8 protein-coding genes are annotated in these 12,362 nt (G+C 58.6%); 2 read left to right on the top strand and 6 right to left on the bottom strand.

What is annotated here, in order from left to right:
- Positions 1 to 71: 71 nt before the first annotated feature.
- Both CAG02_RS01830 and CAG02_RS01835 read right to left on the bottom strand, forming a co-directional pair.
- A complete protein-coding gene (locus tag CAG02_RS01830) occupies positions 72 to 1,967 on the bottom strand; it encodes a UvrD-helicase domain-containing protein (protein ID WP_085709848.1) in 1,896 nt (631 codons plus the stop codon).
- Positions 1,964 to 3,922, bottom strand: a complete 1,959-nt coding sequence (locus CAG02_RS01835; RefSeq protein WP_085709847.1) for an ATP-dependent endonuclease — start codon at positions 3,920 to 3,922, stop codon at positions 1,964 to 1,966. Before CAG02_RS01835 ends, CAG02_RS01830 begins: the two co-directional genes overlap by 4 nt.
- 595 nt (positions 3,923 to 4,517) lie before the next feature.
- Between CAG02_RS01835 and CAG02_RS01840 the strand changes: the two genes are divergently transcribed.
- Entirely contained in the window at positions 4,518 to 4,877 is a 360-nt protein-coding gene (locus tag CAG02_RS01840) for a DUF6124 family protein (RefSeq protein WP_085709846.1), read from the top strand.
- A gap of 189 nt (positions 4,878 to 5,066) precedes the next feature.
- Here the strand turns inward: CAG02_RS01840 and CAG02_RS01845 are convergent, their stop codons facing one another.
- Positions 5,067 to 5,726, bottom strand: coding sequence for a carbonic anhydrase (locus tag CAG02_RS01845; RefSeq protein ID WP_085709845.1), 660 nt, complete (start codon positions 5,724 to 5,726; stop codon positions 5,067 to 5,069).
- A gap of 215 nt (positions 5,727 to 5,941) precedes the next feature.
- On the opposite strand from CAG02_RS01845, the gene CAG02_RS01850 reads away from it, so the two are divergent.
- Entirely contained in the window at positions 5,942 to 6,508 is a 567-nt protein-coding gene (locus CAG02_RS01850) for a TetR/AcrR family transcriptional regulator (protein ID WP_085709844.1), read from the top strand.
- A gap of 83 nt (positions 6,509 to 6,591) precedes the next feature.
- Here CAG02_RS01850 and CAG02_RS01855 read toward each other — a convergent pair whose 3' ends face one another.
- Genes CAG02_RS01855 through CAG02_RS01865 form a run of 3 tightly spaced genes read right to left on the bottom strand, consistent with a single transcriptional unit; the run spans position 6,592 to position 12,316 of the window.
- Positions 6,592 to 7,995 (bottom strand): efflux transporter outer membrane subunit, encoded by a 1,404-nt coding sequence (locus tag CAG02_RS01855; RefSeq protein ID WP_085709843.1) that lies wholly within the window; start codon positions 7,993 to 7,995, stop codon positions 6,592 to 6,594.
- Between the two features lie 4 nt (positions 7,996 to 7,999).
- A complete protein-coding gene (locus CAG02_RS01860) occupies positions 8,000 to 11,131 on the bottom strand; it encodes an efflux RND transporter permease subunit (protein ID WP_085709842.1) in 3,132 nt (1,043 codons plus the stop codon).
- A gap of 27 nt (positions 11,132 to 11,158) precedes the next feature.
- Positions 11,159 to 12,316, bottom strand: a complete 1,158-nt coding sequence (locus CAG02_RS01865) for a MexC family multidrug efflux RND transporter periplasmic adaptor subunit (protein WP_085709841.1) — start codon at positions 12,314 to 12,316, stop codon at positions 11,159 to 11,161.
- Between the last annotated feature and the right edge of the window lie 46 nt (positions 12,317 to 12,362).

Below are 12,362 nucleotides of genomic sequence, written 5' to 3' on the forward strand. Positions count from 1 at the left end.
ATCATAAGATGAGGAATCGCCCTATCTGCGGCTATGACTTTCTAACCGAAAAATATCGGAACGCTTAAAGTTCAACGAATCTCGATTTCTTCCACGCCCGCATCGGTTAACAGTTGATACAGCTCGGAAACACGATTACGGCTTCCTCTGCCCGCGCAGAAAAGGAAGATTGCTCGCTGCTTAGCTCTCGAAAGCGCAACGAAGAATGTTGCTATGCCCTCCGGGTTTCGTGGCGTATGACTCCACCATGATTGATCGTCGAGCCCAATGAAAAATACGGTGTCGAACTCGAGTCCCTTGCTCTTATGTACCGTCATCATTGAAATGTCGTACGTACCTATGAACCGATCTATACAGCTCGACCAGGTCGCAGTCTCAGAGGCTGCCTGTTGGAGGTGTAGTGAAAACGCTTCCACCATAATATAGAGTAGGTCGTTGCTGGTGTATGCGGCGTAGGTGGTCGACATTGACGTAACATCTAAAAAAGCAAAAATACGATCCGCAATTTCCGATGCCAATTCGACCGTAGGCATACGAGGACGGATATCTTGTCCGAGCGAATCCAGGAAGGCCTGTATATCCTGATCAACTCGGTACCGTCGTACCTCGTCGTCTTCGTCGACTCCACGAATAGCATAAACAGCTGAGGACAAAGTCGACCATGCCACCGGATTGCGTTGACCGCTGGCCAGCCTTAGCGCTGCCAGAGCTATGGCTACAGCCTCATCCACCATTAAATCTTGGACATTGGTTCGGCCTATAGTCTTGCTCTCGTTACGGATACTCAATCCTGCAGCAGTAAATATCGGCTGCAGTTCCTCCTCAAACTGATCAGGGCGCTGACGCACTAGGAGCACATAGTCGCTAGGTTGCTTCTGACGTGCTGCCATGTCCGCGGCTATCCATTGCGCCAGCCTCTGCCCCTCTACAGCCGTCGAGCGAGATCTCCATACCTGAACTACATCCCTATCCAACTGGCCCTCAGTCTGTGACTGGATCTGTGGGGATTGCGGATCCAGAGCCTGCGCCACGAAATGCTGAACGCGCACTAGCTCTGGTGAAGATCTGAAGTTGAAAAGCAGATTAACCCGCTGAGCCGCAAAATCTACCTCAAATTGCTCAAAGGCATCATTACGCGCACCAGCCCAGCCCATGATCCGCTGCTTGTGATCCCCTACAGCCGTGATGACAGTTCCCGCTTGACCAAAAGTGGACAGTAGAAAATCGTATTGAGCGAACGATGTATCTTGGAACTCGTCCACAAATACGTAGGGATAGGTCATACGTAGGGCGCGCGCAATCTTGGGATTCGCTCGAATGATCAGCTCAGCCAGCCGGTTCAATGTAACGAACGAAAGCGTGGACACATTAGCGCCGAATAGCTGTTGTCGCAGCCATTGATGGATCGCTAACTGTTCGGCTGTAGTGGGTTGCTGGAGCGCATCCTCTTCTAAGCGACTGCCACCTATCGTCTCTGACTCAAATCGCTCAACAGATAACTGTGCGATCCTCGCTTGCCACTCCGGTCGCGCCATGAATTGAATACGATTCAACTCGTCCTGCACTATTCGTCTGTTGGGGAAAGTAATCTCATAAGGGCGCGTGGGGCGCCAGTGCTCTGGAATCGCTGCCTGGAAGCGATCAACGAGACTTTTGGTGAAAGCGTCAAATGTGAGGGAGCTGAACCGCGCAGCCAATTCGGGAGGGCAGCGCTTGCGAACACGAGCCGCGAGATTGGCGGCCGCATCAGTTTTGAACGAGATGGCGAGAATCTGCTGTGGTGCTTTGCACAACCCCGTCTCTAAAAGGTAAGCCGCACGCTGTGCCAAAAATTCAGACTTTCCGGCACCCGGACCTGCGACCACAGACGTCGACTCCATGCGACGCAGGGCTGTCCACGCATTGGGTTCTAGGTTAGGTATGCCTCGTGGCTGCCATTCTTCAGGTGTAATGGGTCTCCAGCTCATTGCTGCTCAGCCTGCTCTAAAGTATCGCGAATTTTTGTCAACAGACGCCGTAGAGGCTCTGGCACCGCTGTCAGTAGATCTTCGGGGGGTATTTGGCTCAAGACCCTTACATGGGTGCTGGGCTTACCACGCCCCAAGAAAAGATATCGATACCACCTAAGGTCATCTTCTTCCGCAACTGCATAGAAGGCTGGAGAACCTTCTGCGCCAAGAACCGCGTCCCGAGGCTCCCCTGCTTGGGCTGGCCCACGCATTCCCTGCTCGAGAACCCGATAAGCTCTCGGATAGGCCTTGAGCATGGTGTAATCCAAGTCGAGCGGGTCGGAGAAAAACACTTGAAATTGCTCAAGCCAACCGGTCCATTGGCGCAAAAACACAAGATCAACAGCAGGATGGTTCGATATCTCAGCTAGGTTTTCAGCCGAACCACCCGCACGCAAAGTATTTGCGAAGAGCTGCTGCGGAGTGACACCGATACTAAGTAGTTGCTCACATGTAGTTTTAATACGTCCGAAGCCTCCACCGCTGCGTCCCCAATCCAGATCCAGCAATGTCGCATACGGCACTTGCAGACTAGCGAGTAATCTCCATAGATGATTGACATGACGACCACCGAGCGGAACCACAGCAACGAATGACCTATCGATGGGAAAGTTCATCGCTTTAGCGAGCAGGGGCAGCACCACTTCCTCGGTGGCACCTTCACCGAGTATCACGTAGCGCGCGAAGTACAGTTCAGGATAGGCCCGGACGGCTTCCCGAACGAACTTAGAAGCCTCTTCGTCTCCTATCGGCAGACTTATTTGGCGTACTTCGGTGGAACGGAACTCCAGATTTAATCGGAAGTGCCGCACGCTAGATGGCTCTACCCGTGCAAGGATGCTGGGCGAGTGGCTGGAGACTATCGCTTGAGCGTTTGCCCCTGCGGCGACCTCTTCGACCTGATTGATGATGCGAGATAGGTAGAACGGAGCCAGATTGTTTTCCGGCTCTTCAAGCGCAACGATGGTCAGCGCAGGTAAAGCGATACCAGCGCCTGCGAAGCCTGCTGGAGCATCACCACCTGAAAGTCTCGCCTCAATATCCAGCGTTGCCGAGACCATAGCCATATGGAACAAAGAGCGCTGACCGTCGCTCAGATCCTCTAACGCACGGTCTTGTCCATCTTCGGCGGGGAGAAACACAACTTCTACGCGCCTGATGAACTCTTGCCAACGTGTGTCGACGGGGCGGAAAGATGGTGTGGTGTGAGTACCTGCTGAATGGAGCTGCCGCCACCGCAGGGTAACTGCAGAGCTGATACTATTTACAGCTGCCTCGGCAGAAAACGCTTGATTCACGGCAGTGCCAGCGTCGGTCAATGAATCCTTAACCTGCTCAGACCAATTGATTGCGCGCCAAAGCCGACCGCGTATGAAAGCAGTGACTTGGGACGCGCCGTCTCGCGTTGCCGGTATGTAGATAAGCTGGACTCGCGAGCGATCGGAGCCACGAAGCTGGTGGAGGTCGCTTTCTTCGAAATCCCCGAAAGTCTGCACTGCGCAGTAGGACTCTTCGATCGCACCGTCCAAGGTGCCGTCGTCCGTCCATGTGGCGTGTAGCCTTAAACGCACCTTGAGATTTCCATTCTCCTCGGCCGCCATGTTCTTGAAAAACGCTGGTACAGCAGGATTTTCCGCGTCGGCATCCAGTTCTGGAAATGCAAGGATTGCCTCGAGCACCAAGGTACGAGCCGCAGGCCGCTCTGTCTCATTAAAGGGAATGTGAAAGTCTTGCTTACGTAATCGTCGTTGCTCAGCCGTGACACCAAACAGCCGCTGCAAGGCCTGCATCACCGCGGTCTTGCCAGTGCCGTTATCGCCTACAAATGCTACAAGACTTGGTCCTAAAGCAACGGGGGTTTGCTGAGGACCGAAACAGCGAAAATTCGCCAATCCAAGACGTTCAATGTGCATGCGATCTTCCTGACAGCAGTTTCATGAGAACCGCCTCAGTCTGCGATTAGAGAGAGGCGCTGTGCTTGGCGCAGCAAACAGCGTAGCACTCAACAGTGGTCCCGAAGCGATCACCCGGATTTTCGTAGACAAATTTTCAATCACTGCTTTTGGCCGATAGTGGGCGCTCGCAACGTGCAACGTGGTTTTGAATATCACCTTAATAGGTGAGCTGACTCACGTTCCTAATGTCAATTATCAGCGGTTTACACAGCCACGTTTAAAGTCACCACTCGTAACTTCCCCAAGGCTACAACGCCTTGCGTCATTGCCTACGACTACGCCAGAATCCGCCGGCTTGTGCGTCTACGACGCGGGTCTTATCGTTTCCCGGTCACTGAAAAACAGTGATGGGGTTTGGTAGCCCCGGATATCGTAGGTTGCATAAGCATCATGATGTGCAGTGTCTGAAAGACTCCGCGTTATGGTGGTCATGCACAGGGCGTCTTCGGGCGCGCCGGTTTCCTATGTCCCGGTCTACCAACCTGAGCATGGCCGCCACCCTTCGTTTGGTAGCGAACGTGACGGCTCCCATTGATGACGTAGGAGTTCCACCATGATCAAACCAACACCCAACCCACCCGAAACCGACCCAACCTCCCCTTACGAATTTCCCGATTCGAAGAAATTCCACGACGCCGCCGAGCGTGCTCTGGATCACTACCTCTCCCCGTCTTCCCGGGTGATGTCGTGCTGCGTCGATCCCGAGCCGATGTTCCGGGCCAATCCCAAGTACAACACTGAATCCCTATTGGCCAACGCCAGCGAATCCCTGGGTTCGGCCACCGAGATGTTGAATAACTTTGCGTCCACGCTCGAACCCTCGCATCGCAAAACGGCGTTGGGGATTGCGCAGGTGGTGATGGTCGCCGGGTTGGCGGTGAATCAGGCGCTGGATCACGTCGAAGTGGCGTAAGCGGTGGGTGGCTGTAGAAGCAGTCGATGGCTGCTTCTACAGCCGTTCACGAAAACCAGTACGGCAAAAACTTCGGCGCAGGCTCGATCAACAGGTGATCGGATTGAAGAAAAACATATCCGGAATCAAAAACGCCCCGAGCCTGAACGACAGGACGAAGCAATCTCCGTCCTGACTCGCCCCTCAGCGTTACACCTGATCAACGTTGCGCGCAGCGACGGCAACGGTGGTCGGTGAGTCGGAAAGTTTGATGAAGCGGCGAGTGGCGCCATCCAGCGCATCGATGCAGCCTGCCTCGATGTCGTAGACCCAGCCGTGCAGGTTCAAACGCCCCTGCTCGAGCGCCAGTGCCACCGATGGGTGAGTGCGCAGGTTCGCCAGTTGTGCGATCACGTTTTCACGCACGAGGCCGTCGAGCTTGTCACGCGGCGTATCGAATTCATGCGCGGCGTTGATCGCTTTCGCGGCGTCCGAGTGGCGGAGCCAGTTGGCAACGGCCGGAAGATGATCCAGGCATGTGCAGCGTGAAATCGCGCCCATCGCCCCGCAGTCCGAGTGGCCGCAGATCACGATGTCCTTTACGCCGAGCACGGCAACCGCGTATTCGACGGTGGCCGAGACACCACCCGGTTCAGGCCCGTAAGACGGCACGATGTTGCCGGCGTTGCGGATGACGAACAGCTCGCCCGGTTCGCGCTGTGTGAGGAGTTCAGGTACTACACGACTGTCCGAGCAGGTGACGAACAATGCCTTGGGGTTCTGTTCTGTCGCGAGCTGCTTGAAAAGCTCGACACGTTGCGGATAGACCTCGCGCTGGAAACGCAGAAAGCCATCAATGATGTCACGCATGGAATCCTCCAAATCAAAATGCCGGATACCGACACGAGCACTCGACATGCCCTCGCGCCGCAATGGTGGTCATTATTGCAGACCTCGCGCGCATTGGATGTACTCAATCAACGGTGGACGATGCCTGGCCGGGGTTCCGGGGGAATTTCAACTGGTCGGGTACGGGCTTTTTCCTGCACAATCCCACGCATTGAAATTCGCTCCGAGACCCACTGATGTCCCTGACTCCCCAAGACGAACGACTCATCAAGGCACTGGCCCTGGCCATCGTTGATCGTCCACGCGCGACGCTCAAGGAACTGGCTGAAGCCGCCGGCGTCAGCAAGGCGACGCTGCACCGTTTCTGCGGCACCCGTGACAATCTGGTGCAGATCATGGAAAGCCACGGTGAGACCGTTTTGAACCAGATCACCACCACGACCGACCTGTTGAATGGCGATCCGGTGCAAGCCCTGCGCTGCTTGGTGAATGAGCATCTGGCACATCGTGAAATGCTGGTTTTCCTGCTCTTTCAGTATCGCCCCGACACGTTCACCGACACCGATGAAGGCAAGCGCTGGCAGTTTTACCTCGATGCCCTCGATGCCTTTTTTCTGCGCGGCCAGCAATTGGGCGCGTTCCGTATTGATATCACGGCGGCGGTCTTCACCGAGCTGTTCCTGACCATGATCTTCGCCATGGTCGATGCCGAGCGCCGTGGGCGTGCCGCCAGCGCCAACTCGGCCAACGTCGTGGAACAGATGTTCCTGCATGGCGCTGCCAATCCCGCCCGTCCTCAATAACGTTCCGCCAGGCAAAAAAAGCCCCGCGACCTCTCGGTTCACGGGGCTGAATGGCTGGACGTGCCAACCCAAAGGAGCTGTTGTCAGGACTTGTCCGGCGACCAGCCTCCGCCCAGCGAACGGAACAGATCGACCAGGGCAATCTGCCGCTGGGTGCTGACCTCGATAAACGCCGTTTCGTTGACGAAACTGGTGCGCTGGGCGTCGAGGTAGCGCAGGTGACTGTCGATACCACCTTCATAGCGAGCCTTGGCCAGTTTCAGCGTTTCGCTGCTGGTGTTGGCCAATGCGCGTCGGGCTGCTTCTTCCCGGCGCAAGGTGTCGGTGGCGGCCAATGCATCGGCGACCTCGCGAAACGCCGTCTGAATCGTGCCCTCATACGCTGCCACCGCCGAGTCCTTGCGCACTTCCGCCAGGCTCAGGCCGGCACTGTTACGCCCGGCGTCGAACAACGGCAGCGACAGGTTCGGCACAAAACTCCAGGACCGCGAGCCTCCGTCGAACAAACCGGACATCTGCGCGCTGGACGTGCCGAAGCTGCCGGTCAGGCTGATGCGCGGAAAGAACGCCGCCCGAGCAGCGCCGATGTCGGCATTACGCGCCTGCAATCGATGCTCGGCGGCGAGGATGTCCGGTCGGCGCTCGATCAAGGTCGAGGTGGTGTCAGGCGCAATGTCCTGAACCAGCATCGGCTCCGTCGACAGCCTCTCGGGAATCGCCTTCGCCGCATCCTTGGTGCCGAGCAACAACACCAGCGCGTTGAAGGCCTGCTGTTTCTGCCGCAGATTGCTTTCCTGTTCGGCGCGGGATTGCTCGACCAGCCCCAATGCTTCCTGATAGTCCAGGGCTGTGGCCGTACCGTTCGAGCGGCGCTGGCTGATCAGCGCGAACGAGTACTCGCGGCTGATCAGGGTTTGTTGAGTCAGCTCCAGGCGACGCTGGGCACCATCGTGAAGCAGATAAGCCTGACTGACTTCGGCGATCAGGGCGATCTGCGCGGCACGGGCTGCCTCTTCGGTCGCCAGATACTCCTGTAACGCAGAGTCAGTGAGGCTCTTCACCCGGCCAAACAGATCCAGCTCGTATTCCGGCAGCGACACGCCGACCTGATAACTGCTGGCAACTCCGGCCTGGCCATTGCTGGCCAGATCCGCCGGCAAGTGCTGACGATTGCCGGATGCGCCGGCATTCAAGCCCGGCACCCGGTCGGCCCGCTGAATGCGGTACTGCGCCCGGGCCTGTTCGATGTCCAGAAGCGTCTGTCGCAGTGAGCGGTTGTTGTCCAGGGCGATCACCACCAAACGGCGCAGCTCGGGATCGACAATAAACGCCTGCCATGCCAGTTGATTGATCGGACTGCCCTGCTTCATCGTCTCTACCGCCCAATGCTCCGCAACCGGCGCAACTGGACGTTCATAAGTCGGTGCCAGCGAGCAACCGCCCAGCAGCAGGGCGATCACCAGCGTAGAAAATGCTGAAATACGCATGGAATCACTCCTGAGCCAAAGCGGGTTGTTCGACAGGCGCGGGTTTACGGCGCAACCGCGACAGCACCCAGACAAAACAGATCGGTACGAACAGCACACCCAGCAACGTCGCGCTGAGCATCCCGCCGATCACACCGGTACCGATTGCACGCTGACTTGCCGCCCCTGCCCCGGTGGCCAATGCCAGCGGCACCACACCGAGAATGAAGGCCATGGAAGTCATGACGATCGGCCGGAAACGCAGGCGTGCGGCCTCAATGGCGGCGTCACGCAGGCTGTAGCCCTTCTCCCACAGTTCTTTGGCGAACTCGACGATGAGGATCGCGTTCTTCGCCGCCAGACCGATGATGGTGATCAAACCGACCTTGAAGTACACGTCGTTGGGCATGCCGGCGACCATCACCGCCAGTACCGCACCGATGGCACCAATTGGCACGATCAGCATCACCGTCAATGGAATCGCCCAGCTCTCGTAGAGCGCCACCAGCAACAGGAACACCACCAGAATCGCCAGCGCGAACAATTGCGTCGCCTGACCGCTGGAGACCTTTTCCTGATACGACAGCCCCGTCCACTCGTAGCTGAAACCTGCCGGCAATTGCGCGGCGATTCGCTCCATTTCCGCCATGGCCTCACCGGTGCTGTAACCCGGCCCCGCGTCACCGACAATGCGGATCGACGGATAACCGTTGTAGCGCACCAGTTGCACCGGGCCTTCTTCCCAATGCGTGGTAACGAAAGCGCTCAGAGGCACCAGATTGCCGGCGCTGTTGTGCACGTACAGTTTGAGCACGCTTTCCGGGGTCATCCGGTCGCCCTGCTCGGCCTGTACCACCACACGTTGCTGACGACCGGAGTTGGTGAAGTCGTTGATCACTTCGGAACCGAACGCGGCGGACAACGCACTGCTGATGGACTCGAAACTCACGCCCAGGGTGCGGGCCTTGTCACGGTCGATCACCACCCGCAATTGCGGCGATTCAGCCAGGCCTTCCATCATGGCGTAGAGGATTTTCGGGTTGCCGTTGGCCTGACCGAGCACCTGGTCACGGGCGGCGAGCAAGGCTTCGCGACCGAGGCCGCCACGATCCTGCAGGCGCAGCGCAAAACCACCAGAGTTGCCCAAACCGTCAATCGGTGGCGGCGGCACCGCCATCACGGCACCGTCGTTGGTCACGGCAAATTGTTCGTTCAGCGCCATGACCTCGGCCATCGCCGATTGATCTTCGCCGCGCAGCGACCAGTCCTTGAACACCGGGAATGCCAGCGCCGCGTTGTCACCCATCCCGGAGAAGCTGAAACCCGAGACCAGGAACATCGACTGCACCGCATCACGGGACGCGAGATAGCGCTCAAGCTGTTCGCCGGTCGCTTCGGTACGGGTACGGGTTGCGCCCGGTGGCAACTGGACGTCAACGATCATGTAGCCCTGGTCTTCCACGGGCACAAAGGATTCCGGCAAACGCAGGTAGAAGTAGCCGAGCATCGCGATAATGCCCACATACACCAGCATCATCCGCCCGGCACGCGCCACCAGTCCGTTGTTGAGGATCGAGTAACGCTCGGTGAGCCGCGCAAAACCACGGTTGAAGGCGCCGAAGAAGCCGCGTTTTTCATGGTGCCCTTGAGGAATCGGCTTGAGCAGCGTGGCGCACAGGGCCGGCGTGAACGTCAGCGCGAGGAAGCCCGAGAACAGGATCGATACCGCTAGCGACACCGAGAACTGCTGATAGATCACACCCACCGAACCGGACATGAACGCCAACGGCATGAACACTGCCGACAGCACCAAGGTGATACCAACGATCGCACCGGACACCTGCCCCATGGCTTTGATCGTGGCATCGACCGGTGACAGCCCTTCTTCGGCCATGATCCGTTCGACGTTCTCCACCACCACGATGGCGTCGTCCACCAGAATGCCGATGGCGAGCACCATGCCGAACATGGTCATCATGTTCACCGAGAAGCCCAGCAGGTACATCATCACCAGCGTGCCGAGGAGACACACCGGCACCACAATCGACGGAATCAGCGTGTAACGGATGTTCTGCAGGAACAGGAACATCACCAGGAATACCAGCACCATCGCCTCGATCAGGGTGTGAATCACCTTCTCGATGGCGACGTCGACGAAACGCGAAGTGTCGTAGGGAACAGAGTATTCAACGTCTTCCGGGAAGTACGCCGACAGTTCGGCCAGGCGTTCCTTGACGGCGGTTGCGGTCTGGATCGCGTTGGCACCGGGGGACAACTGGATCGCGGCGGCCACGGCCGGTTTACCGTTCAGGCGTGAGTTGAAGTTGTAGCTTTCCTGACCGATTTCCACGCGGGCCACGTCGCCCAGTTTGACCGTCGAGCCGTCCTCGTTGGCCCGCAGGACGATGCGGGCAAATTCTTGCGGATTATCCAGCGTGCCTTTCACCGCCAGGGTCGCGGTCAGTTCCTGCTGGCTGCTGCTCGGCGTGCTGCCGAAGCTGCCGGCCGGCACCTGCACGTTCTGCCCGCGAATCGCGGTGCTCACGTCGTCGATGGACAGCCCGTAACCCACCAGTTTTTGCGGGTCGAGCCAGATGCGCATCGCGGCTTCGGATGAGAAGAATTGCAGCTTGCCGACGCCCGGCACCCGGCGCAGTTCGTTGTTGATGTTGCGCGCGGCGTAGTCGCCCAGCGCGGTCGTGTCGGTGTGTTGGGTGCCTTCCTTATAGTTGAGCGCATAGATCAGCAGGAAACCGGCGCTGGCCTGCTCCACCTCCAGGCCTTGGGTCAGCACGGCTTGCGGCATGCGCGACTCAGCCTTTTTCAGGCGGTTTTGCACGTCGACCTGAGCGAGCTGCGGATCTGTGCCCGGCTGGAACGTCACCGCAATTTCGGCGATGCCGTTGGAGTTGTTGGTCGACTCGAAATACAGCAGGTTCTTGGCACCGTTGAGCGACTCTTCGATCACGCTGGTGACCGAGTCCACCAGCACTTTTGCCGAGGCACCGGGATAGGTCGCCGTGACCTTGATCTGCGGCGGCGCTACGTCGGGATACTGCGCCACCGGCAGCATCGGAATGACCAGCAGGCCGGCCAGAGAGATGAACAACGCCACCACCCAGGCGAAGTTCGGGCGTTTGATGAAAAACTTGGACATCGGGAAATCCTCGCGGCGACGGCGCCCTTATTGTTTCGACTCGGACGACTGAGCCACGGCCTGAGACTGACCCGGCACGACCTTGGCCCCCGGTTGCAGTCCGGCAAGACCACCGACGATCACTTGATCGCCCGCCTTCAGGCCTTCACTGATCTGCCAGCGCGAACCCTGCATGGCGCCGGTGACCACACTGCGCGCTTCGACCCGCTCGTCTGCGCCGACCACCATCACCTGAGCAGTGCCATCGCTGCCCCGTTGCACCGAGCGTTGCGGCACGAGAATGGCCTGGCTGTCGGTACCCTGTGGCGTACGCACGCGGACGTACATGCCCGGCAACAGCACGCCGTCGTTATTGGCGAACTTGCCGCGCAACGACACCTGCCCGGTGCCACGATCCACCGCGACATCGGTGAACATCAGCGCCCCCTGACGCTCGTAGTTGGTGCCATCGACGCGAATCGACAGCGCCTTGTTGTCGTCGGCGGAGAGTTTTCCGTCCTTGAGCGATTCGCGCAGGCGCAGCGCGTCGGCAGCCGATTGGGTGAAGTCGACGTAGACCGGATCCAGTTGCTGAATCCGCGCCATCAACGTCGCGTCTCCCTGCCCGACCAAGGCGCCTTCGGTGACCAGCGCACGGCCGACGCGGCCGGAAATCGGTGCCGTCACCGAGGCATAACCGAGGTTCAGCCGGGCACTTTGCAGATCGGCCTGGGCCGAACGGGTGGCCGCCTGTGCGCTGCGCAGGTCGGCCATGGCGCTGTCGAAATCCTGCTGGCTGACCGCTTCGATCTTCACCAACGGTTCATAGCGTTTCACTCGGGCCTGAGCCTCAAGCGCAACGGACTGAGCGCGAGCCAGTTCACCTTCGGCCCGCGACAACGCAGCCTTGAGCGGTGCCGGATCAATCTGGAACAACAGATCCCCGGCTTTCACATCCGCGCCTTCTTCAAAACGCTTCTGCATCACGATGCCCGGCACCCGAGCGCGCACTTCCGCAACGCGCATCGGTTCCACCCTGCCCGGCAGTTCCGACGTCAGCGCCAAAGGCTCGGTCTTCACCGCCACCACTTCTACCGGGCGCGCCACTTCCGCCACCGCCGCTTGTTCACTTGCCGGCCCACACCCGGCCAACGCAATGGCGACTGCCAGCGAACCCGCCATTCCTACCGCACGCAAATTGCCCATAACTCACCCAAGGCTTGATCGAATTTGGCGCGAATGCTACGTTTCA

This window comes from Pseudomonas sp. R43(2017), assembly GCF_002112345.1.
In the GTDB taxonomy this organism is placed as follows: Bacteria; Pseudomonadota; Gammaproteobacteria; order Pseudomonadales; family Pseudomonadaceae; genus Aquipseudomonas; species Aquipseudomonas kribbensis.

Excerpts from the sequence above, each read along its gene's own strand:
- CAG02_RS01830 (WP_085709848.1), bottom strand. The coding sequence starts at position 1,967 with ATGAGCTGGAGACCCATTACACCTGAAGAATGGCAGCCACGAGGCATA.
- CAG02_RS01835 (WP_085709847.1), bottom strand. The coding sequence starts at position 3,922 with ATGCACATTGAACGTCTTGGATTGGCGAATTTTCGCTGTTTCGGTCCT.
- CAG02_RS01840 (WP_085709846.1), top strand. The coding sequence starts at position 4,518 with ATGATCAAACCAACACCCAACCCACCCGAAACCGACCCAACCTCCCCT.
- CAG02_RS01845 (WP_085709845.1), bottom strand. The coding sequence starts at position 5,726 with ATGCGTGACATCATTGATGGCTTTCTGCGTTTCCAGCGCGAGGTCTAT.
- CAG02_RS01850 (WP_085709844.1), top strand. The coding sequence starts at position 5,942 with ATGTCCCTGACTCCCCAAGACGAACGACTCATCAAGGCACTGGCCCTG.
- CAG02_RS01855 (WP_085709843.1), bottom strand. The coding sequence starts at position 7,995 with ATGCGTATTTCAGCATTTTCTACGCTGGTGATCGCCCTGCTGCTGGGC.
- CAG02_RS01860 (WP_085709842.1), bottom strand. The coding sequence starts at position 11,131 with ATGTCCAAGTTTTTCATCAAACGCCCGAACTTCGCCTGGGTGGTGGCG.
- CAG02_RS01865 (WP_085709841.1), bottom strand. The coding sequence starts at position 12,316 with ATGGGCAATTTGCGTGCGGTAGGAATGGCGGGTTCGCTGGCAGTCGCC.